Here is a 20,973-nt window from a genome sequence, read left to right on the forward strand (position 1 = left end):
GCTAACCTGACTCTAGCCTGCCCGCAGCGGATGATGGCCTTTAAGTTTGGCTTCAGGCGCTGCTGTCACTCTGCCACGCCATCCCCACCCCGAGTCCCCCATGCGCCGTTTGCTCAAACCCCGTCGCCTGTTCCTGCTGCTGGCGTTGCTCACCCTGGCCGCGCTGCTCGCGCTGGGCCAGAGCTTTCGGGTCTACGAGCGCATCTGGTTCAAGTTCAACGAGTGGCGCCACGCTGCGCAGTGGCAGGAACAGTCCCTCTGGCTGCCCGACTACCGCGTGGTGCTGGAGGCGCAACCCATCGAGGGGCTCAAAGACAACGTCTCGGCGCTGACCTACGACCCGGATCGACAGACCCTGTTCACCGTCACCAACAAGCAGAACGAGTTGGTCGAGCTGTCGCTGGAAGGCAAGGTGCTGCGCAGGATCGCGTTGCACGGCTTCGGCGACACCGAGGCCATCGAGTACATCAGCCGCAACGTCTATGTGATCACTGACGAAACCCACCAGCGGCTGATCCGCGTCGAGCTGCGCGACGATACCAAGGAGCTGCACATCGAAGACGCCCAGCAGCTCGCTCTGGCCCTGGGGCGCGGCGGCAACAGTGGCTTCGAGGGGCTGGCTTATGATTCGGTGGGCAAGCGCCTGTTCGTCGCCAAGGAGCGCCATCCCGTGCATATCTACGAGGTGCGTGGCTTTCCCTACGAGCAGTCGGAGCAACCCATCGCGGTGCATGTGGTGGAAGACCTCGAGCACAACCGCAACCTGTTCGTCCGCGATCTTTCCAGCCTGCAGTACGACGAGCGCAGCGGCCATCTGCTGGCGCTGTCAGACGAGTCCCGGCTGGTGCTGGAGCTGAGCGCCAATGGCGAGCCGATCAGCTCGCTGTCGCTGCTGCGCGGCATGCAGGGCCTGCGGCGCAGCGTGCCGCAGGCCGAGGGCATCGCCATGGACGACCAGGGCACGCTGTACCTGGTCAGCGAGCCCAATCTCTTCTACGTGTTCAAGAAGCGCGAGGCGCACTGAAGGCGCCTCGCACTCAGGCGATCAGAACTGCCACTGCACGCCGAGGGAATAGGACGCCTGGCTGCCTTCGCTGTGGGCGAAGCGCGAGTTGGCCTCGGCGAACACGCCCAATTGCTCGGTGACTGCCAGCAGGGCACCGACCTGGGCGCGGCCGAAGTCCTTGTCCACATCGCCCAGATCGGCGACGCGGGTGCGACCATCGCCCAGGGCGGTCAGCGCGATGTCTTCCAGGCGCCCGTCGGCCAGCTCCTTCACCCAGCGCACGCTGGCGTAGGGCTGCACAGCCATGCGGTTGCCCAACGGCAGCTCGCCGCGCAGGCCCCAGCCGAGGCTGGCTTCCACCGAGTCGTAGTCCTGCTTCTCGTAGCCCAGCGCAGTACGCAGGTCGTCGTCCTCATTGAAGTCGTCGATGCGGTAGTGCACGAAGTCCAGCCCGCCCTGCGGCCCGGTCTTGATACCAGCGACGTCGAAGTCGTAACCGCCGTCGACCCGCGCGCCCCAGAACCAGGCGTTGGTGTCGCCGTCGATGCGCTGGTCGAGCAGCACCGGGCCGTTGTTCGCCTTCAGGTATACCGAGCGCTTGCTGTCGAAGTCGGCGTAGCCGGCGCTCAGCTCGCCGCCCAGCCAGGCAGGACCGCCATCGTTGAGCAGGCCGTAGAGCCCCAGTTGCCAGGTTTCCGCTTCCAGGCGGGCGCTGTGGTCGAGGTTGTCGCGGCTGCGCTGGAAGCTCAGGCTGCCGCCGACGGTCACTGCCTCGCTGGCGCGGTAGTCGCCCAGCAGGTTGACGCCGGCACGGTGGGAGCGCGGGTCGCCGGGCATGTCGAAGCCGCTTTCGGGCGTGGTCTCACCTTCCACGCCGACGGCGCCGTCGAAGCTGCCGACCGGGCGCGAGCTGCCCAGCAGCGTCAGCCAGCGGCGGTCGTGCAGGCGGGTCAGGGCCAGGTGCTGGCGTTGCAGCTGGTCTTCCATCTGCCGTGCCATGGCGCCGCCGGAGGCGGTGGAGGCAAGCAGGTCGGCATTGGTCAGCTCCAGCACCAGGCGCGTGAGCAGGCGCGAAAAGTCGCGCAGGCGCTGGTCGATGCGCTCCTGGCCGAAGGCGCCAGTGAGCACCTGCTCGTTGTCCAGCGCCGGGTTGTGCCAGGTGGCGCCACCGGGGATGGCGGGGTTGTCGGTCTGCTCGTAGCCGTCGAGATCGCCCAGCTCCCAGTTGGTGGCCTCGATGAACAGCACCGGGACATTCAGGCCCTCGAAACTTTCGCCGTCACTGCAGCAACCGGTGCCGGCGGGGTATTCCTCGTTCAGGCCGGGGTTGGTGAACAGCGGGATCTTCAGTTCCTGGGCGATGCGCAGGAGCTGGTCGCGGTAGGCGCCCAGCGCGGGGTTGTCGACGCTGTTGAGGCCGGCGTGGGCGTACATCTTGTCGCCGGTGATCAGGCTGTCGAGGTTGATCATGCCCAGCAGGTTGCTGCGCTGTTCGTCACTGAGGGCGGCAACGTAGGCGCGCGAACCGCGCAGGCCTTCCTCCTCGGCGCCGAAGCCGACCACTTCCAGGCCGTTCTCCAGGGCGACGCCGCCCAGGTTGCGGGCGATCTCGGTCAGCACGGCGGCGCCCGAGCCGTTGTCATCCAGGCCCTGCAGGGTGGGACGGCCGTAGTAGGTGTCGTAGTGGGCGCCCAGCACCACGTACTGGCCGCTGCTGCCCGGGGCGCTGGCGATGACGTTCTGCGAGCTGCGGTTGCCGGCCCAGGTGAAGTCCTGGACCTGCGTCTGGTAGCCGAAGCCCAGGCGCGACTGCATCAGCGCGGTGGCGCCGGCGAAGCTGGCGGTGCCGCGGTAGCGGCCGGGGTAATCGTTGATCAGGGTGTCGAGGGTGTCCCCGGCATACTCCCCGTATTCGTAGGCGTTGGCGTCGGTTGCCAGCGCAGCACAGCCCAGGCTGACCGCAACGGCTAAGGGTCTGAACACGGCACTTTCCTCTGTGTCGATTGGGATCGCATCGGTCTTCGATGCGTGCGCCGGAGGAAAGCAGGATGTGGACCGGTTCGCCGGAGATGGGCGGAATTTGACGCGTCAGTGACCGAGGGTGTCGCGCCACTGTAACAATGGTGATACACGGCCGGCGGCAAGGCCGGCCGTGCTGAGCGGGCGTGAGGGAGTGCTCACCGAAATGGTGCGCTGTCAGGTGTCGTCGCTGATCGGAGCTTCCGGCGCGTAACGCTTGACCGCCCCCACGCCGGCATCGGCGGTGGCCTTGCTGGCGTACATCTGGCTCTGCCCGACGACCTGGCCGTTGGTGGCCTTGAGCACGAAGTAGTGCTTGCCGTTGGTGGCGACCTTGACCTCGAAGGCGCCTTCGCGCTGGGAGTTCTTGCGCACCGACTCGATGCCGTCGATGGCCGAGGTCTTGGCCTTGTACAGCTCGCTGGTCAGGACGATCTCGCCGTTGCTGGCGTGCAGGTTGAAGTGGAACTGGCCATCACTGGCCTTCTTCAGATGGTACTTGGCGGCCATGCTGCATCTCCTTCCGGGAGGGTTGGGTCATCCCAGCGTAGACGGCAGCAGGCGCTCTGGAAGGCGCCATCCGGCGGATGGCGCTTGAGGGCATCAGACCTTGAGGGTCTTCACACCTTCGGCGGTGCCCAGCAGCAGCAGGTCAGCCGGGCGCGCGGCGAACAGGCCATTGGTGACCACGCCGACGATATTGTTGATCGCCTCTTCCAGCTGTACCGGGCTGTCGATGCGCAGGTTGTGCACGTCGAGGATGATGTTGCCGTTGTCGGTCAGCACGCCTTCGCGGTACACCGGGTCGCCGCCCAGCTTCACCAACTGGCGCGCCACGTGGCTGCGGGCCATGGGGATGACTTCCACCGGCAGCGGGAAGCCGCCGAGCATCGGCACCAGCTTGCTGGCGTCGGCGATGCAGATGAATTCCCTGGCGACCGCGGCGACGATCTTTTCGCGGGTCAGCGCGGCGCCGCCGCCCTTGATCAGTTCCAGGCGCTCGTTGGTCTCGTCGGCGCCGTCCACGTAGAACTCCAGCTCGCTGACGGTGTTCAGGTCATAGACCGGAATGCCGTGGCCCTTCAGGCGCTGGGCAGTGGCTTCGGAGCTGGCCACGGCGCCGTCGAACTCGGCCTTGTGCTTGGCCAGCAGGTCGATGAAGAAGTTGGCGGTGGAGCCGGTGCCCACGCCGACGATGCTCTTGCTGTCGAGGTGCGGAAGGATGTGGTCGACGGCGGCCTGGGCCACAGCCTGCTTGAGCTGATCCTGGTTCATGGCGAGGGTCTTCTTACCTGGGTGGGCGCAACGGCGCCGGAGAATGGTCGAAAGGGCGGATTATAGCGGTCGACGGCGCGCCGGTGTTGCGCCGCCGGGCAACTGTTATGGTCATCTGCGCGCGGATTGTTCGGTGGCCCGCGCCGCGCCGGCTGGAGTAGACTCGCGGTTCCTCGAAAAGCCGCCGATATAGCCCTTCCGATGCTCGAACAATACGTCAAGAAGATCCTCACCTCGCGTGTCTACGACGTTGCCGTGGAAACGCCCCTGCAGCCCGCCCGCCAGCTCTCCGAGCGCCTGGGCAACCAGATTCTGCTGAAACGCGAAGACCTGCAGCCGGTGTTCTCCTTCAAGATTCGCGGCGCCTACAACAAGCTGGCGCAACTGAGCCCGGAAGAACTCGCCCGCGGCGTCGTCACCGCCTCCGCCGGCAACCATGCCCAGGGCGTGGCGCTGGCCGCCCGCGAGCTGGGCATCAAGGCCACCATCGTGATGCCGCGCACCACGCCGGAGCTGAAGGTCCAGGGCGTACGCGCCCGTGGCGGTAAGGCCGTGCTGCACGGTGACGCCTTCCCCGACGCGCTGGCGCACTCGCTGAAGCTGGTGGAAGAAAAGGGCTACGTCTACATCCACCCCTACGACGATCCGGACGTGATCGCTGGCCAGGGCACCGTGGCCATGGAAATCCTCCGCCAGAACCCCGGCCGCATCGACGCGATCTTCGTGCCCGTTGGCGGTGGCGGCCTGATCGCCGGCATTGCCGCGTACGTGAAGTACCTGCGCCCGGAGATCAAGGTCATCGGCGTCGAGCCGGACGACTCCAACTGCCTGCAGGCCGCCATGGCCGCCGGCGAGCGCGTGGTACTCGGCCAGGTCGGGCTGTTCGCTGACGGCGTGGCCGTGGCGCAGATCGGCAAGCACAACTTCGAGCTGTGCAAGGACCATGTCGATGAAGTGATTACCGTCAGCACCGACGAAATCTGCGCGGCGATCAAGGACATCTACGACGACACCCGCTCGATCACCGAGCCGGCCGGCGCGTTGGCAGTGGCCGGGATCAAGAAGTACGTCGAGCGCGAAGGCGTGAAGGGTGAGACCCTGGTCGCCATCGATTCGGGCGCCAACATCAACTTCGACCGCCTGCGCCACGTGGCCGAGCGTGCGGAGCTGGGCGAGAAGCGCGAAGCGATCATCGCGGTGACCATCCCCGAGCGTCCGGGCAGCTTCAAGGCCTTCTGCGAGGCCATCGGCAAGCGCCAGATCACCGAGTTCAACTACCGCTACAACACCGACAGCGAAGCGCACATCTTCGTCGGCGTGCAGACGCACCCGGAGAACGACCCGCGCGCGGCACTGGTGCAGCAGTTGCAGGAACAGGGCTTCCCGGTACTGGACCTGACCGACAACGAACTGGCCAAGCTGCACATCCGCCACATGGTCGGCGGCCATTCGCCGCGCGTCTCCGGCGAGCAGGTGTTCCGCTTCGAGTTCCCCGAGCGCCCCGGCGCGCTGTTCAACTTCCTCAACCGCCTGGGCGGGCGCTGGAACATCACCCTGTTCCACTACCGCAACCACGGCGCGGCCGATGGTCGCGTGGTCGCGGGCCTGCAGGTGCCGGAAGACGAGCGTCACCTGGTGGCGGCCGCGCTGGAAGAGATCGGCTACCCCTACTGGGACGAGACGGACAACCCGGCCTACCGCCTGTTCCTCGGCTGAGGATCGGGCAGGGGCGGCGCGACTGCTGCTAGGCTTGTCGGAACGCCGCCTTCTTCACAGGGAATTGAAATGGAAAGCCTGCAGACCTTCCGCATCCTCCACGGCATCGCCGCGGTGCTGCCGTTCCTGGCCATCATCGGCCTGGCCTGGTACGGCTGGCGCAGCTGGCGTGGCGGCGACGCCGGGGTGATCGCCAAGGCGCTGCAGCGCATCGGCCTGATCGGCTGGGTACTGGTGGCCGGCAGCGTCGCCAGCCTGCCAGTCACCGGCTACCGCATGGTGCAGACCGTCGGCTGGCCGCTGGGGCAAACCTGGCTGTTGGGCAGCGCCTGCCTGCTGATCGTCGCGACTATCTTCTGGCTGCTGTTCACCACCCGCCTGTGGCGCATCCGCGACCTGGCACTGGTGGCGCAGAGCAGCGGCGAGCCGATTGCATCGGGCGCCGCGCGGCAGTGGAAGTTCGGCCTGGCCTTCTTCGCGCTGGCGCTGCTTTGTGTGATCGCAATCCTGGTGCTGATGATCAGCAAGCCGGTGTGATGCCCACCGCGTGAACCTCTACCTGCTGCTCAAGACCTTTCATATCCTGTCTTCCACGCTGCTGTTCGGCACCGGGCTGGGCTCGGCCTACTACAGCTGGCGGGCCTGGCGCAGCGGCAACCTGGAAGCCATCCGCATCACCTTCCGCCATCTGGTCACCGCCGACTGGCTGTTCATCGCCACCACGGCGGTGTTCCAGCCGCTGAGCGGCATCGCCATGGCGCACATGGCTGGCTGGCCGCTGGATTCGGGCTGGCTGCTGTGGAGCCTGGCGCTCTATGTGTTCGCCGGTGTCTGCTGGCTGCCGGTGGTGTGGCTGCAGATCCGCGTGCGTGACATGGCCGAGGCGGCGCACCGCGATGGTGCAGCGTTGCCGCCCAGGGCCTTCCTCTATATGCGCTGGTGGTTCGCCCTGGGCTGGCCGGCGTTCCTGGCCTTCCTGGCGATCTTCTACCTGATGGTCAACAAGGGCTTCTGAACCCTCAGCGCAGATAGAGGAGCCCTCAGCGCAGGTTGACGGGCGCTCAGTCGCGCAGGCTGATCACCGGCCAGCCGCGCTCGGTGGCGGTGGCGCGCAGGGTGTCGTCGGGGTCGACGGCTACCGGATTGGCCACCAGCTCCAGCAGCGGCAGGTCGTTGCGCGAGTCGCTGTAGAAATAGGCGTCGTCCAGCTTCAGGCCGGTCTCTTCGAGCCAGCGGTTGAGGCGGGTCACCTTGCCGCCCTGGAAGCAGGGCACGTCGAAGGTGCGGCCGGTGTAGAGGCCATCGAGCATTTCGCACTCGGTGGCGATCAGGGTTTCCACGCCCAGGCGCGCGGCAATCGGGCCGGTGACGAAGCGGTTGGTGGCGGTGATGATCACCAGCTTGTCGCCCGCAGCGCGGTGCTCGGCCAGCAGGGCCTCGCCCTTGGCCAGGACGATGGGCTCGATCACCTCCTGCATGAACTGGCGGTGCCAGGTGTCCAGCTGGTCCAGGCTGTTGCGGCCCAGGATCGCCTGGGTGAAGGCCTGGTAGGCGAACACGTCGAGGGTGCCGGCCATGTAGTCGGCATAGAAGGCATCGTTGCGTGCCTGGTACTCGCCGGCGTCTACCAGAGCGCGCTGGCACAGCCATTCGCCCCAGCTGTGGTCGCTGTCGCCGGCCAGAAGGGTGTTGTCGAGATCGAAGAGAGCCAGTCGCACGATGGATTACCGCCAGTTGCCAATACGGAAAAGTCGCCTAGAGTAACGGCTTTTGCCCACCCGGCACAGGACGCCGCAGCCCGCGTTGCCGCTGTCACAAGCTTTGTGGAACAATGCGGGCACACGCGATTTCGAGGATGTACCGCCGTGATCGATCCCGATGGTTTTCGCCCCAATGTCGGCATCATCCTTTGCAACGATGTCGGACAGGTACTGTGGGCACGGCGCATCAACCAGGAAGCCTGGCAATTTCCCCAGGGCGGCATCAACGCCCGAGAAACCCCTGAGGAAGCGCTGTACCGCGAACTGAACGAAGAAGTCGGCCTGGAAGAGCAGGACGTCAAGATCCTCGCCTGTACCCGGGGCTGGCTGCGTTACCGCCTGCCGCAACGCCTGGTGCGTACCAACAGCCAGCCGCTGTGCATCGGGCAGAAACAGAAGTGGTTCCTTCTGCGCCTGACCGGCGAGGAAAGCCGGGTGCGCATGGATGTCACCGGCAAACCCGAATTCGACGGCTGGAAATGGGTGAGCTACTGGTACCCGCTGGGCCAGGTCGTGACCTTCAAGCGCGAGGTCTACCGCCGGGCTCTGAAGGAATTGGCACCGCGCCTGCTGGCGCGCGACTAGCACGAAGTTCAAGGAGTTAGACCCCCACGCCATGCTCAACACGCTGCGTAAGATCGTCCAGGAAGTGAACTCCGCCAAGGACCTCAAGGCGGCGCTGGGCATCATCGTGCTGCGGGTCAAGGAGGCCATGGGCAGCCAGGTGTGCTCGGTCTACCTGCTCGACCCGGAGAGCAACCGCTTCGTGCTGATGGCCACCGAGGGCCTGAACAAGCGCTCCATCGGCAAGGTCAGCATGGCGCCCAACGAGGGCCTGGTCGGCCTGGTCGGCACCCGCGAAGAGCCGCTGAACCTCGAGAACGCCTCCGAACACCCCCGTTACCGCTACTTCGCCGAGACCGGCGAGGAACGCTACGCCTCCTTCCTTGGCGCGCCGATCATCCACCACCGTCGGGTGATGGGTGTTCTGGTTGTGCAGCAGAAGGAAAAGCGCCAGTTCGACGAAGGCGAGGAAGCCTTCCTCGTCACCATGAGCGCGCAACTCGCCGGCGTAATCGCCCACGCCGAGGCCACCGGCTCGATCCGCGGCCTGGGCAAGATGGGCAAGGGCATCAGCGAAGCCAAGTTCGTCGGCGTCCCCGGCGCCCCCGGCGTGGCCGTGGGCAAGGCCGTGGTGGTGCTGCCGCCGGCTGATCTCGAAGTCGTCCCGGACAAACCCATCGATGACGTCGAGGCCGAGGTCGAGCGCTTCAAGCAGGCGCTGGAATCGGTTCGCGAGGACATGCGCAACCTCTCCAGCAAGCTGGCTACCCAGCTGCGCAAGGAAGAGCGGGCGCTGTTCGACGTCTACCTGATGATGCTCGATGACGCCTCCATCGGCCTTGAGGTCAAGCGCATCATCCGCACCGGCCAGTGGGCACAGGGCGCCCTGCGCCAGGTGGTCATGGAGCACGTGCAGCGCTTCGAGCTGATGGACGACGCCTACCTGCGCGAGCGTGCATCGGACGTCAAGGACATCGGCCGGCGCATCCTGGCGTACCTCCAGGAAGAGCGTAAGCAGTCGCTGACCTACCCCGACCAGACCATCATCGTCAGCGAGGAGCTGTCGCCGGCCATGCTCGGCGAAGTGCCCGAAGGCAAGCTGGTGGGCCTGATCTCGGTGCTCGGCTCGGGCAACTCCCACGTCGCCATCCTCGCCCGCGCCATGGGCATCCCGACCGTCATGGGCGCGGTCGACCTGCCGTATTCCAAGGTCGACGGCATCGACCTGATCGTCGACGGCTACCACGGCGAGATCTACACCAACCCGTCGCCGCAGCTGGTCAAGCAGTACGGCGAAGTGGTCGCCGAAGAGAAGGAGCTGAGCAAGGGCCTGGCCGCGCTGCGCGAGCTGCCCTGCGAGACGCTGGACGGCCATCGCATGCCGCTGTGGGTCAACACCGGCCTGCTGGCGGACGTCGCGCGCGCCCAGGAGCGCGGTGCCGAAGGGGTCGGCCTGTACCGCACCGAAGTGCCGTTCATGATCAACGACCGCTTCCCCAGCGAGAAGGAGCAGCTCGCCATCTACCGCGAGCAGCTCTCCGCCTTCCACCCGCTGCCGGTGACCATGCGCACCCTGGACATCGGCGGCGACAAGGCGCTGTCCTACTTCCCGATCAAGGAAGACAACCCCTTCCTCGGCTGGCGCGGCATCCGCGTCACCCTCGACCACCCGGAAATCTTCCTGGTGCAGACCCGCGCCATGCTCAAGGCCAGTGAAGGCCTGGACAACCTGCGCATCCTGCTGCCGATGATCTCCGGCACCCACGAGCTGGAAGAGGCGCTGCACCTGATCCACCGCGCCTGGGGTGAAGTGCGCGACGAAGGCGTCGACATCCCCATGCCGCCGATCGGCATGATGGTGGAGATCCCCGCCGCCGTGTACCAGACCCGCGAACTGGCGCGCCAGGTGGACTTCCTCTCGGTCGGCTCCAACGACCTGACCCAGTACCTGCTGGCCGTGGACCGCAACAACCCGCGTGTCGCCGACCTCTACGACTACCTGCACCCGGCCGTGCTGCAGGCGCTGAAGAAGGTGGTCGATGACTCCCACGCCGAAGGCAAGCCGGTGAGCATCTGCGGCGAGATGGCCGGTGACCCGGCCGCTGCCGTGCTGCTGATGGCCATGGGCTTCGACTCCCTGTCGATGAACGCCACGAACTTGCCCAAGGTTAAATGGCTGTTGCGCCAGATGACCCTGTCCAGGGCTCGCGAACTGCTCAGCCAGCTGATGACCTTCGACAACCCGCAGGTTATCCACAGCTCGCTGCACCTGGCCCTGCGCAACCTGGGGCTGGGCCGTGTGATCAACCCGGCCGCGACCATCCAGGCCTGACGCGGCGACAGTTCTTTACGAAAGCCACCTGCGGATCCGTGCATGACCACAGGGCAGATGAAGTAACAGGGCCGGATCACCGGCCAGGACGCAGCTTATGGAAGAGCTCGACCAGCCGCCTTGCACGGACACCGGCGCCAGCGCCCGCACCCTGCGCTATGCCCTGAGCATTGTCAGCGATGGCATCTGGGACTGGGACATCCGCAGCAACCATGTCACTCGCAGTCCGGGCTGGTACGCCATGCTCGGCTATGACCCCGACAGCCTCCCGGAAAACGTCGCCACCTGGCACGAGATCATCCATCCCGAGGACTTCTCCCGCGTGATGTTCGCGTTCGATGCCTATGTGCAGGGGCGCAGCGGCGTCTACCGCGAGGAGTACCGCTGCCGCTGCCTGGACGGAAATTACCTGTGGGTCAGCGATCACGGGCGCTTCTTCGAGTTCGACGAGGCGGGCAAGCCGACGCGGATGATTGGCGCGCACCGCAACATCCACGAGCGCAAGCTCGCGGAGCTGGAGCTGCAGGAGAAGAACCACGAACTGCACCAGCTCAACCTGAGCCTGGAATACCTGGTGCTGCAGCGCACCGAAGCCTTGCGCCAGGCCAACCAGGCGCTCGCCGAACAGGCCGCCGTCGCCCTGCGCCTTTCCGAGATCGACCCGCTGACACAGATCGCCAACCGCCGGCGTTTCGAGCAGCAGTTGCACGCCGAATGGCAGCGTCTGCAGCGCCACGGCCACGGCTGCTCGCTGATGATGTTCGACCTCGACCACTTCAAGCGCATCAACGACAGCCTTGGTCACCCGGCCGGCGACCGCGTGCTGGTGGCGGTGGCCGAAGTGGTGCGGCGGCGTCTGCGCGAGGAGGACTGCTTCGCCCGCTGGGGCGGCGAGGAATTCATCGTGCTGCTGCCGGAAACCACCTGCGAAGCGGCGCGCGAACTGGCCGAGCGGCTGCGCATGAGCCTGCGCCGGGCCGATATCTCGCTGCCGACCCAGCTCACCGCCAGCTTCTCGGTGACGGCGATGCAGCCCGGCGAGGACCTGTCGGTGATGCTGCGTCGCCTGGACGAAGGGCTCTACCGCGCCAAGGCCCAACGCGACTGCATCGTCACCTGCTAGAGGGACAGGGCCACTTCGCCCAGACGCGCGCCACTGGGGCCGAAGCTGTGTTCCAGAAGCTCGCGGCGGCCGTCCGCATGGACGATCAGCGCGGTGCTGGCGCGGGTGCCGTAGGTCGGGCTGGCGATGAAAACGCTCGACAACAGGCGCTCCGTGGCCAGGCCGACGCCGGTATCCGGCAGCTCGGCTTCGCTGGGCTGGCGGTTGTCGGCCAGCAGCGCCACCAGTGAGCTGGTGTCTGGCCTCTGCAGCGCGGCCTCCAGCCCGTTGCGGGCATTCAGCAGCTTGGGCCAGGGCGTGTTCAGCGCGGCGTTGGAGAGCCCGTGTACACCCGGCGCCACCGCCACCGGCGGGCCGACGCGGGGGTTGAAGTAGCAGAGCTGCGCACTGTCGCCCACCAGCAGGTTGAAGCCGCTGTAATCCGTGGCGCGGCGGGCGACCTGCTGCAGGTACTCCAGCGGTGCCTGCCGGCCCTGCAGGAAGGCCGCCACCAGCTCGCCGCGGGAGCGCGGGCCCAGCGGCTGGCCAGGGTCGCGCACGTTGGTCAGGGCGGCGAAGCGGCCGTCGGGCGCCACGCCCAGCCAGGTACCGCCGGCCTCCAGGTCGCGGCCGGCATAGACGCCGGGGTATTCCTCCCAGGCCGCCAGCGGCAGGGTCGGTCGGGCGTAGAACTCATCGCGGTTGGCCGCGACGATCAGGGGCGTGGCGTGGCCGGGACGCCAGGCGAAGACGATCAGGCACATGGGTCGAACTCCGTGGTGTCCCGGCAGTCTATCAACATCCGCCGATGTCCCGGAGTGGCTGGAGCGCCCGGGAGCCTTCGGCTACCATGCCCGCTTTGTTGCCCGAGGTTGCCCATGGAGTTCGTGCTCTACCTGGTGCTTGGCGCCTGCGCTGGCGTGCTCGCCGGCCTGTTCGGCGTCGGCGGCGGGTTGATCATCGTCCCGGCCCTGGTGTTCAGCTTCGGTGCCCACGGTTTCTCGCCCGACGTGCTGACCCAGATGGCGGTCGGCACTTCTCTGGCGACCATCGTCTTCACCTCGATCAACTCGATCATCGAACACCATCGCCGTGGCGCGGTGCGCTGGCCGGTGTTCGGCTGGATGACGGTCGGCATCCTGGTCGGCAGCGCGCTGGGGGCGATCACCGCGTCGAAGATCCAGGGCCCGGTGCTGCAGAAGATCATCGGTACCTTCGCCATCCTGGTGTCGATCCAGATGGCACTGGGCCTGCAGCCCAAGGGCGCGCGCGACCTGCCGGGGCGCTTCGGCCTGGGCGTGGCCGGCGGCGTGGTGGGCTGGGCTTCGGCGATTTTCGGCATCGGCGGCGGCTCGCTGACCGTGCCTTTCCTGACCTGGCGTGGCGTCTCCATGCAACAGGCGGTTGCGACTTCCTCGGCGTGCGGCCTGCCGATCGCCATCGCCGGCGCGATATCCTTCATCGCTGTCGGCTGGCACAACGACAAGCTGCCGGAGATGAGCCTGGGCTTCGTCTACCTCCCGGCGCTGGTGGGTATTGCCCTCACCAGCATGTTCTTCGCCCGCATCGGGGCTCGGCTGGCGCATCGCCTGCCACCCCTGGTGCTCAAGCGTTTGTTCGCCCTGCTGCTGTTCAGCGTGGGCATGAGTTTCCTGATCTGAGTTCCAGAGGGTCTGCTGACGTTTTGTCGCGGCCGCGACGGAGCCAGATTTTGCGCAGGTATGGCGCGAGGAGAGAGTTATGTTTGTTTCAAATGGGCGCCAAGTCATGCGGCGCTGCGCAAAATGTGGCCCGTCCCTTCGGGTTGCGCGTCAAACCACGCCATGCGTCGTTGCGGGACTAGGCAAGGGAGTGGCCATTGCCGGCGTCCCGCGTCTAGCCTGGCGTGGTTTGACGCGGCAACGCGGCGCGCGAAAAAACGTCAACAGACCCTAGGAGTAGCGGATGCTGCCTTATCCACAGATCGACCCGGTTGCCGTAGCGCTCGGGCCGCTGAAAATCCACTGGTACGGCCTGATGTACCTGATCGGCATCGGCGGCGCCTGGCTGCTGGCGTCGCGCAAGCTGAAGGATTTCGATCCGACCTGGACCAAGGAGAAACTCTCCGACCTGGTCTTCTGGGTCGCGTGCGGCGTGGTCCTGGGCGGTCGCCTGGGCTACGTGCTGTTCTACAACCTGGACGAGTACATCGCCAACCCGACGCTGATCTTCGAGGTGTGGAAGGGCGGCATGTCGTTCCACGGCGGGTTGATCGGCGTGATGCTGGCCACCTGGTGGTTCGGCAAGCGCAACAACAAGAGCTTCTTCCAGCTGATGGACCTGATCGCGCCGCTGGTGCCGATCGGCCTGGGCGCCGGGCGTATCGGCAACTTCATCAACGGCGAGCTGTGGGGCAAGGTGACCGACGTGCCCTGGGCGATGATCTTCCCCACCGGCGGCCCGGAACCGCGCCACCCGTCGCAGCTGTACCAGTTCGCGCTGGAAGGCGTGGCGCTGTTCGTCGTGCTCTGGCTGTTCACCCGCAAGCCACGCCCGACCGCCTCGGTGTCCGGCCTGTTCGTGCTGTGCTACGGCATCTTCCGCTTCATCGTCGAGTTCGTCCGTGTGCCGGATGCCCAACTGGGCTACCTGGCGTGGGGCTGGCTGACCATGGGCCAGGTGCTGTGCGTGCCGATGGTCCTGGGCGGCATCGCGCTGATGGTCTGGGCCTACCGCCGCGCCCCGGCGCAGCCGGCCGCGAGCTGAGTTTCGCCTGAATGAAAAAGCCCGCCGATTGGCGGGCTTTTTCGTTGAGGTCAGCTTGGGAGGGCTGTTCCCGCTATGTAGGATGGCGTGGAGCGAAGCGATACCCATCAATGTGCTTACCGGCTCTGCCGATAGCTATCACAAGCCCCCCCATCCTGCATTCGTGCACGCGAACCGAGCTCCGCAGCGGGGGCGGGTTCGCGAGCAAGCTCGCTCCTGCAGATACCGGTTTGATCGGTGCTCAGATCGGCTCGACGAGCAGCAGCACACCGTCCTGCCCGGTCACGCGCACCTGCGCGCCAGCGGGCAGGTCAGGCCCGCTGACCAGCCAGACGCTGTCACCGACGCGGATCTTGCCGCGCCCGCCGACGATGGCGTCATGCAGGGCGAACTGCCGGCCGACCAGCTCGCTGCCGCGACGGTTGAGGCTGGAGGGCACGGCCTGGCGCTTGTTGAGGCGCTGGTGGTTCCACCAGTACAGCGCGGTGAGGATCGCCAGCACGCCGAAGGCCAGGCACTGCCAGACCCAGTCCAGCCCCGGCAGCAGGAACGACAGCACGCCGGTCAGCGCCGCGGCGATGCCGATCCACAGCAGGTAGCCGCCGGCACCGAAGATTTCCAGGATCAGCAGGACGATGCCCAGGCCCAGCCAGTCCCAGAAACCGAGGTTCTGGAGAAAGGCAGCCATCAGCTACGGCCCTTGGTTTCGCCGAAGGTGGCCTTGACGATCTCGCCGATGCCGCCGACCGCACCGATCACCTGGCTGGCTTCCAGCGGCATCAGCACGATCTTGCTGTTGTTGGAGCTGGCCAGCTGGCCAAGGGCGTCGACGTACTTCTGTGCGACGAAGTAGTTGATCGCCTGCACGTTGCCGCTGGCGATGGCTTCGGAGACCACCTGGGTCGCCTTGGCCTCGGCCTCGGCCTGGCGCTCGCGCGCTTCGGACTCGAGGAAGGCCGACTGGCGCAGGCCCTCGGCCTCGAGGATCTGTGCCTGCTTCTTGCCCTCGGCGGTGAGGATTTCCGCGGCGCGGCGGCCTTCGGCTTCGAGGATCTGCGCGCGCTTCAAGCGCTCGGCCTTCATCTGGCTGGCCATGGCTTCCACCAGGTCGGCCGGCGGGCTGATGTCCTTGATCTCGATACGGGTGACCTTCAGGCCCCAGGGTGCGGTGGCCTCGTCGACGGTGCGCAGCAGGCGCTCGTTGATCGCGTCGCGCTGGCTGAGCATGTGGTCCAGCTCCATGGAGCCGAGCACGGTGCGGATGTTGGTCATCACCAGGTTGCGCACGGCGTTTTCCAGCCCGCTGACTTCATACGCCGCCTGCGCCGCGTCGACCACCTGGAAGAAGCACACGGCGTCGATCTGCACGATGGCGTTGTCGGCGCTGATGGCCTCCTGCGGCGGCACGTCGAGCACGCGCTCCATCATGTTGATCTTCTGGCCGACGCGGTCCACCACCGGAATGATGATGCTCAGGCCCGGCTTCAGGGTGACGGTGTAGCGGCCGAAGCGCTCGATGGTCCATTCGAAGCCCTGGGGCACGACCTTGAACCCCATGAGGACGATGACGATGGCGAGGATGACGAACAGCAGGGCGACACTGCCGATTTCCATGCAAAGGACTCCTTGTCTGGCTTGGATGAAGAGGGTCGAGTGTAACCGAACCGGTGTACCGGGCAGGCATGCAGGAAATTCCAGCAGGCGCCTGCGGAGTTTTCCTCAGGCGCCTGACCGGCGGCCTACTTCTGCTCGCTTTGCGGTGTGACCCGCATGACTTCCTCGATGGTCGTCAGGCCGGCGGCCACCTTCTGCGCACCGGACAGCCGCAGGCTGCGCATGCCTTCCTTGAAGGCCTGGCGGCGCAGCGGGATGAGGTCGGTGTCGGCGGTGATCAGCTCTTTCAGCGATTCGCTCAGCAGCATGATCTCGTACACGCCGGCGCGCCCGCGGTAGCCGGTATCGCGGCACTCCAGGCAGCCGACGGCCTGGTGCGCGCCGGTGGGCAGCGGGGCGTTCCACGGGCGGGTGACTTCCTGCCAGTCCTCCTCGTGCAGCTCCATCGGCGCCTTGCAGTGCGGGCAGAGGGTACGCACCAGGCGCTGGGCCATGACGCCGAGCACGGTGGCGCGGATCAGGTAGTAGGGCACGCCCAGTTCGAGCAGGCGGGTGATGGCGGTGGGTGAGTCGTTGGTGTGCAGGGTGGAGAGCACCAGGTGGCCGGTGAGCGCCGCCTGGATCGCCATTTCGGCGGTCTCCAGGTCGCGGATTTCGCCGACCATGATGATGTCCGGGTCCTGACGCAGCAGGGCGCGCACGCCGCTGGCGAAGGTCAGGTCGATGTTGTGCTGCACCTGCATCTGGTTGAACGAGGGCTCGATCATCTCGATCGGGTCCTCGATGGTGCAGAGGTTCACTTCATCCGTGGCAAGCTGCTTGAGCGTGGTGTAGAGCGTGGTGGTCTTGCCCGAACCGGTGGGGCCGGTGACCAGGATGATGCCGTTGGGCTGGCTGGTCATGCTCTCCCAGCGGCGCAGGTCGTCGGGGGAGAAGCCGAGCTGGTCGAAGGACTTGAGCAGTACCTCGGGGTCGAAGATCCGCATCACCATCTTCTCGCCGAAGGCCGTGGGCAGGGTCGACAGGCGCAGCTCCACTTCGGCGCCATCCGGGGTCTTGGTCTTCACCCGGCCGTCCTGTGGCTTGCGCTTCTCGGCAACGTTCATCCGGCCCAGGGACTTCAGGCGGCTGACCACCGCCATGCTGACCTGTGGCGGGAACTGGTAGACGTTGTGCAGCACGCCGTCGATGCGGAAGCGCACGGTGCCCTGCTCGCGGCGCGGCTCGATGTGGATATCGCTGGCGCGCTGCTGGAAGGCGTACTGGAACAGCCAGTCGACGATGGTGACGATGTGCGCATCGTTGGCATCGGGCTCCTGGTCGTTGGCGCCCAGGTTGAGCAGTTGCTCGAAGTTGCCGATGCCGCTGATCTTCTGGTCCTGCGAGCTGGCGCCGGTCACCGATTTGGCGAGGCGGTAGAACTCCACGGTGAAGCGCTGGATATCCACCGGGTTGGCGACCACGCGCCTGATCGGGCGCTTGAGCACGTGGGTGAGGTTGCTCTCCCAGGCGTGCACGAACGGCTGCGCACTGGCGATGGTGACTTCATCCGGCGCCACCGCGACCGCGAGGATCTGGTGGCGCTGGGCGAAGGCGTAGGACATCAGCGGGGTGACGGCGGCGACGTCGATCTTCAGCGGGTCGATGCGCAGGTAGGGCTGCCCGGAAAAGTCCGCCAGCCACCTCACCAAGGTGTCCAGGTCCAGCTTGTGCCCGGGCCGCTGGCGGTCCGCGACCTGCTGCGCGGCGAGGAACTCCAGCGGGTGCTGCTGGTTCTTCACGGCGCTGCGGCGGATCGCCAGGCACTGCTCGGCGTCATCCTGGGCGACGCGGCCCTGGGTGACCAGCTCGCGCAGGATATCGCCCAGGTCGAGCGGACGGTCCTGGGCGGATGGGGCAAAGACGGACATGCGGACTCCCTACTTCCAGTGGCGGGTCACAGGCCCGCAGCAATGCCGGGCCAGCTTATTTCAAAAGCGCCTTCCACGGCTTGAGGGTCAGCACAGTATGGGCCTGGGCCGCGAGGGCATCCAGGCGCCCCTCGGCGTCGGGAGTGACGAGCAGCTCCTGCAGCTTGGCCAGTTCGCCGTACAGGCGGTCGGTTTCCGGCAGCTCCAGCACGCTGCGCGCCAGGCGCAGCCAGACCAGCATGCGCTGCAGGCGCGGCAGTTGGTCGGCGAGCACTTCGGGCAGTTGCTGAGCGCGTTGCAGCGGCATGGCCTGGGCCTCTTCGGCCAGGGTGCGCTGCAGCCACTTGCCGACGGCGGAACCGCCCAGGCGGTTGGCGCGTTCGTTGCGCTCGGTGGCCCAGCCCTTGCCCAGCAGCCAGCGCGAGGTGCTCAGGGAGAACTGACCCCAGCGCAGGTTGGCCAGTTCCTCGCGGAAGGCGGCCGGCATCTGCTGGCGCACGGCGTCGTCGTGGCGACCCTGTTCGATGCGCGGCTGCCAGTCGGCGATCAGCGCGTCGAGGGCAGCACGCAGCTCGCGGGTGCTGGCGCGCGGCACGGCCTGGCCGAGGCTGCCGAGCAGGGCGCGCAGGTCGACCAGTTGCTGCAGCCAGCTTTCCAGCAGGCTCCAGTGGCCGTTGAAGCGGTATTGCTCGGCGAGGCGCTGGCTGCTGCCCAGCAGCGACCAGGACAGCGCGGCGAAGGCGCCGTCCAGCGGGGTTTCATGCAGCAGCTTCTGGGTGTCGGGCTGGATGCTGTAGCTGGCCGGGTCGAACAGTCGGTAGCCGCGCTCGGCCTTGCTGATGTCGCAGGGCATCAGCGCCAGGTCCGCGGCCAGTTCGATGGCCAGTTCCAGCAGCGCCTCGGGCTCGCCCTGGCGCAGTTCCAGTTCCAGCTCGCAGATTTCCTCTTCCTGCTTGCCGGCGATGACCTTGCCCAGGTCCAGCGCGGCCTCGATCACCACCTTGGCCTTGCCGCGGCCCCAGGCGATCTCGGCGCGCTGGCGGGTGAAGTCGGTGCTGAAGATCGGCTTCAGGCTTTTCTTGTCCAGGTCGGCGAGGGCGGCCGGCCAGCACTGGTCGTCGAGTTTCTTCAGGTCGAGCTTGTTCTTCTCCAGGTACCAGTCCCATTCGTTGCGCTCGGACAAGCCGGCCACACTCTGGCCGCGGGTCTTCAGGGTCTGGATGAACTGCTCGCCATCCTTGCGCATGCGCAGCGCCACGCGGGCGCGGGCCAGGTCGCGGCCGGGGGTGTCGTAATACTGGTTGAACAGCTCGCGGGGCTCCCAGCCGGATTTGTTGCGCTTCTTCAGCGCCGGGTGATCGCGCAGGGCTTCGAGGGTCTCGCGGCTGACGCGCAATTTGATTTCGGTTTCTTTCTGCATGGCGGGGGTCCGGTTCAGAGCGGACGCGCCCGGATTCCCGGCCTCTTGTAGCAAGGACGGAACGACGGGCGCGAAAAAGGCTTCAAAGTCATGCAGTTTACAGGACTTCAGCGTTCCTGCCGGGCGCCGCGAGGTTTTACCGCACCGCCGCATGGTCCATAGTGGAGTCCATCTTCTGGAGAAAGCCATGCCGTTGCCGCCGCTCAAACAACGCTTCGCCGAGCTGATCTCAATCCCCTCGGTCAGCTGCACCCAGCCCGCACTGGACCAGTCCAACCGCCCGGTGGTCGAGTTGCTGGGCAACTGGCTGGTGGACCTGGGCTTCGCCTGCGAGCTGCAGCCGGTGTCGCCGGGCAAGTTCAACCTGGTCGCTACCCTGGGCAGTGGCCCCGGCGGCCTGGTGCTGGCCGGACACACCGATACCGTGCCCTACGACGAGGCCCTGTGGAAAAGCGACCCGCTGGGCCTGGACGAACGCGACGGGCGTTGGTTCGGCCTCGGCTCCTGCGACATGAAGGGCTTCTTCGCCCTGGCCATCGAAGCGCTGCTGCCATTGCTCGATCAGCCGTTCAAACAGCCACTGATCATCCTTGCCACCTGCGACGAGGAAAGCTCCATGGCCGGCGCCCGTGTGCTGGCCGAGGCCGGGCGGCCGCTGGGCCGTGCGGCGGTGATCGGCGAGCCGACCAACCTCAAGCCGATCCGCCTGCACAAGGGCGTGATGATGGAGCGCATCGACATCCTCGGGCAGAGCGGCCACTCCTCCGACCCGAGCCTGGGGCGCAGTGCGCTGGAGGCGATGCAGGCGGTGATGGGCGAATTGCAGGGCCTGCGCAACCAGTGGCAGCAGGAGTTCAGCAACCCGCAGTTCAGCGTGCCGCAGCCGACCCTCAACCTGGGCTGCATCCACGGCGGCGACAACCCCAACCGCATCTGCGGCCAGTGTGCGCTGGAGTTCGATCTGCGCCCGCTGCCCGGCATGCAGCCCGAAGCCCTGCGCCAGGCCATCCGTGAGCGGCTCAAGCCGGTCGCCGAGCGCCATGCGGTGAAGATCGACTACGCTCCGCTGTTCCCCGCCGTGCCACCCTTCGAGGAGCCGGCACAGAGCGAGCTGGTGCGGCTGGCCGAAAGTCTGACCGGGCACACGGCACAAGCGGTAGCCTTTGGCACCGAAGCACCGTATCTTCAGCAGCTCGGCTGCCAGACCCTGGTGCTGGGCCCCGGCGACATCGCCTGCGCCCACCAGCCGGACGAACACCTCGAGCTCGACCGCATCGAGCCCTGCGTGGAACTGCTGCGCGGCCTGATCCGTCACTACTGTTTATGAAAGGCAGTCGCTGAAGAGCAGTCCGCAACAACTGTCGATGAAGAGTTGCCTGTAGCGCGCCCCGGTAACGGGCCCAACCTATCCAAGAGGAGAAACCTGTCGATGTGCATGCGACGACGATAACCGCGCCGCCCTGGCCGAACTCCGGCCGCATCCGACAGATTTCCGCCCACTCGAACGACA

General features: G+C 66.5%; 19 protein-coding genes. 10 read left to right on the top strand and 9 right to left on the bottom strand.

The annotated features are described in order from the left end of the window. The first annotated feature begins 100 nt into the window (after positions 1 to 100). Complete coding sequence (locus IB255_RS15815; protein ID WP_081515264.1) at positions 101 to 1,024, top strand: SdiA-regulated domain-containing protein; 924 nt, start codon at positions 101 to 103, stop codon at positions 1,022 to 1,024. 21 nt (positions 1,025 to 1,045) lie between these two features. On the opposite strand, the gene IB255_RS15820 is transcribed toward IB255_RS15815, so the two are convergent. The 3 genes from IB255_RS15820 to rpiA all read right to left on the bottom strand — a co-directional run bounded on the left by IB255_RS15820 (position 1,046) and on the right by rpiA (position 4,300). Continuing rightward, on the bottom strand, positions 1,046 to 2,989 hold the full coding sequence (locus tag IB255_RS15820) for an autotransporter outer membrane beta-barrel domain-containing protein (protein ID WP_192210555.1): 1,944 nt from the start codon (positions 2,987 to 2,989) through the stop codon (positions 1,046 to 1,048). A gap of 213 nt (positions 2,990 to 3,202) precedes the next feature. After that, complete coding sequence (locus tag IB255_RS15825) at positions 3,203 to 3,535, bottom strand: YegP family protein (protein WP_192210556.1); 333 nt, start codon at positions 3,533 to 3,535, stop codon at positions 3,203 to 3,205. A 93-nt stretch (positions 3,536 to 3,628) separates the two neighbouring features. Beyond that, on the bottom strand, positions 3,629 to 4,300 hold the full coding sequence (rpiA, locus tag IB255_RS15830) for a ribose-5-phosphate isomerase RpiA (protein ID WP_081515267.1): 672 nt from the start codon (positions 4,298 to 4,300) through the stop codon (positions 3,629 to 3,631). 189 nt (positions 4,301 to 4,489) lie between these two features. On the opposite strand from rpiA, the gene ilvA reads away from it, so the two are divergent. The 3 genes from ilvA (at position 4,490) to IB255_RS15845 (ending at position 7,031) form a co-directional block, all read left to right on the top strand. Further along, positions 4,490 to 6,016 (top strand): threonine ammonia-lyase, biosynthetic, encoded by a 1,527-nt coding sequence (ilvA, locus tag IB255_RS15835; RefSeq protein WP_139791462.1) that lies wholly within the window; start codon positions 4,490 to 4,492, stop codon positions 6,014 to 6,016. Between the two features lie 69 nt (positions 6,017 to 6,085). Beyond that, positions 6,086 to 6,553: a DUF2269 domain-containing protein gene (locus IB255_RS15840; protein ID WP_081515269.1), complete on the top strand. Its 468-nt coding sequence runs from the start codon at positions 6,086 to 6,088 to the stop codon at positions 6,551 to 6,553. Positions 6,554 to 6,563: 10 nt separating this feature from the next. Next, positions 6,564 to 7,031, top strand: a complete 468-nt coding sequence (locus IB255_RS15845) for a DUF2269 family protein (RefSeq protein WP_081515270.1) — start codon at positions 6,564 to 6,566, stop codon at positions 7,029 to 7,031. Between the two features lie 46 nt (positions 7,032 to 7,077). Here IB255_RS15845 and IB255_RS15850 read toward each other — a convergent pair whose 3' ends face one another. Next, complete coding sequence (locus IB255_RS15850) at positions 7,078 to 7,734, bottom strand: HAD family hydrolase (RefSeq protein ID WP_081515271.1); 657 nt, start codon at positions 7,732 to 7,734, stop codon at positions 7,078 to 7,080. Positions 7,735 to 7,881: 147 nt separating this feature from the next. Between IB255_RS15850 and IB255_RS15855 the strand changes: the two genes are divergently transcribed. The 3 genes from IB255_RS15855 (at position 7,882) to IB255_RS15865 (ending at position 11,795) form a co-directional block, all read left to right on the top strand. Continuing rightward, positions 7,882 to 8,361, top strand: coding sequence for an RNA pyrophosphohydrolase (locus tag IB255_RS15855; protein WP_017520843.1), 480 nt, complete (start codon positions 7,882 to 7,884; stop codon positions 8,359 to 8,361). Positions 8,362 to 8,392: 31 nt separating this feature from the next. Beyond that, entirely contained in the window at positions 8,393 to 10,672 is a 2,280-nt protein-coding gene (gene ptsP / locus IB255_RS15860) for a phosphoenolpyruvate--protein phosphotransferase (RefSeq protein ID WP_081515272.1), read from the top strand. A 97-nt stretch (positions 10,673 to 10,769) separates the two neighbouring features. Beyond that, a complete protein-coding gene (locus tag IB255_RS15865; RefSeq protein ID WP_081515273.1) occupies positions 10,770 to 11,795 on the top strand; it encodes a sensor domain-containing diguanylate cyclase in 1,026 nt (341 codons plus the stop codon). On the opposite strand, the gene IB255_RS15870 is transcribed toward IB255_RS15865, so the two are convergent. Next, entirely contained in the window at positions 11,792 to 12,538 is a 747-nt protein-coding gene (locus tag IB255_RS15870) for an NRDE family protein (RefSeq protein WP_081515274.1), read from the bottom strand. The genes IB255_RS15865 and IB255_RS15870 overlap by 4 nt on opposite strands. 114 nt (positions 12,539 to 12,652) lie before the next feature. Here IB255_RS15870 and IB255_RS15875 point away from each other — a divergent pair, with 114 nt between their 5' ends. Then, on the top strand, positions 12,653 to 13,435 hold the full coding sequence (locus IB255_RS15875; protein WP_081515275.1) for a sulfite exporter TauE/SafE family protein: 783 nt from the start codon (positions 12,653 to 12,655) through the stop codon (positions 13,433 to 13,435). A 283-nt stretch (positions 13,436 to 13,718) separates the two neighbouring features. After that, on the top strand, positions 13,719 to 14,519 hold the full coding sequence (gene lgt, locus IB255_RS15880) for a prolipoprotein diacylglyceryl transferase (protein WP_045215607.1): 801 nt from the start codon (positions 13,719 to 13,721) through the stop codon (positions 14,517 to 14,519). A gap of 241 nt (positions 14,520 to 14,760) precedes the next feature. Here lgt and IB255_RS15885 read toward each other — a convergent pair whose 3' ends face one another. The 4 genes from IB255_RS15885 to IB255_RS15900 form a co-directional block, all read right to left on the bottom strand. Beyond that, on the bottom strand, positions 14,761 to 15,207 hold the full coding sequence (locus tag IB255_RS15885) for an NfeD family protein (RefSeq protein ID WP_081515276.1): 447 nt from the start codon (positions 15,205 to 15,207) through the stop codon (positions 14,761 to 14,763). Then, the gene (locus IB255_RS15890) at positions 15,207 to 16,133 is read right to left on the bottom strand and encodes an SPFH domain-containing protein (RefSeq protein ID WP_081515277.1); all 927 of its coding nucleotides are present in this window, start codon (positions 16,131 to 16,133) and stop codon (positions 15,207 to 15,209) included. The genes IB255_RS15885 and IB255_RS15890 overlap by 1 nt, the downstream gene beginning before the upstream one ends. 125 nt (positions 16,134 to 16,258) lie before the next feature. Further along, the gene (locus IB255_RS15895; protein WP_081515278.1) at positions 16,259 to 18,043 is read right to left on the bottom strand and encodes a GspE/PulE family protein; all 1,785 of its coding nucleotides are present in this window, start codon (positions 18,041 to 18,043) and stop codon (positions 16,259 to 16,261) included. Between the two features lie 55 nt (positions 18,044 to 18,098). Then, positions 18,099 to 19,463, bottom strand: a complete 1,365-nt coding sequence (locus IB255_RS15900; RefSeq protein ID WP_081515279.1) for an inorganic triphosphatase — start codon at positions 19,461 to 19,463, stop codon at positions 18,099 to 18,101. Between the two features lie 187 nt (positions 19,464 to 19,650). On the opposite strand from IB255_RS15900, the gene argE reads away from it, so the two are divergent. Beyond that, on the top strand, positions 19,651 to 20,790 hold the full coding sequence (gene argE, locus IB255_RS15905; protein WP_081515280.1) for an acetylornithine deacetylase: 1,140 nt from the start codon (positions 19,651 to 19,653) through the stop codon (positions 20,788 to 20,790). Positions 20,791 to 20,973: the final 183 nt, after the last annotated feature.

Origin of the sequence: Pseudomonas sp. PDM22, assembly GCF_014851965.1 — a bacterium.
In the GTDB taxonomy this organism is placed as follows: domain Bacteria; phylum Pseudomonadota; class Gammaproteobacteria; order Pseudomonadales; family Pseudomonadaceae; genus Pseudomonas.

Coding starts and splice junctions, on each gene's coding strand:
- IB255_RS15815 (WP_081515264.1), top strand. CDS start 101: ATGCGCCGTTTGCTCAAACCCCGTCGCCTGTTCCTGCTGCTGGCGTTG.
- IB255_RS15825 (WP_192210556.1), bottom strand. CDS start 3,535: ATGGCCGCCAAGTACCATCTGAAGAAGGCCAGTGATGGCCAGTTCCAC.
- rpiA (WP_081515267.1), bottom strand. CDS start 4,300: ATGAACCAGGATCAGCTCAAGCAGGCTGTGGCCCAGGCCGCCGTCGAC.
- IB255_RS15840 (WP_081515269.1), top strand. CDS start 6,086: ATGGAAAGCCTGCAGACCTTCCGCATCCTCCACGGCATCGCCGCGGTG.
- ptsP (WP_081515272.1), top strand. CDS start 8,393: ATGCTCAACACGCTGCGTAAGATCGTCCAGGAAGTGAACTCCGCCAAG.
- IB255_RS15865 (WP_081515273.1), top strand. CDS start 10,770: ATGGAAGAGCTCGACCAGCCGCCTTGCACGGACACCGGCGCCAGCGCC.
- IB255_RS15870 (WP_081515274.1), bottom strand. CDS start 12,538: ATGTGCCTGATCGTCTTCGCCTGGCGTCCCGGCCACGCCACGCCCCTG.
- IB255_RS15875 (WP_081515275.1), top strand. CDS start 12,653: ATGGAGTTCGTGCTCTACCTGGTGCTTGGCGCCTGCGCTGGCGTGCTC.
- lgt (WP_045215607.1), top strand. CDS start 13,719: ATGCTGCCTTATCCACAGATCGACCCGGTTGCCGTAGCGCTCGGGCCG.
- IB255_RS15885 (WP_081515276.1), bottom strand. CDS start 15,207: ATGGCTGCCTTTCTCCAGAACCTCGGTTTCTGGGACTGGCTGGGCCTG.
- IB255_RS15890 (WP_081515277.1), bottom strand. CDS start 16,133: ATGGAAATCGGCAGTGTCGCCCTGCTGTTCGTCATCCTCGCCATCGTC.
- IB255_RS15895 (WP_081515278.1), bottom strand. CDS start 18,043: ATGTCCGTCTTTGCCCCATCCGCCCAGGACCGTCCGCTCGACCTGGGC.
- IB255_RS15900 (WP_081515279.1), bottom strand. CDS start 19,463: ATGCAGAAAGAAACCGAAATCAAATTGCGCGTCAGCCGCGAGACCCTC.
- argE (WP_081515280.1), top strand. CDS start 19,651: ATGCCGTTGCCGCCGCTCAAACAACGCTTCGCCGAGCTGATCTCAATC.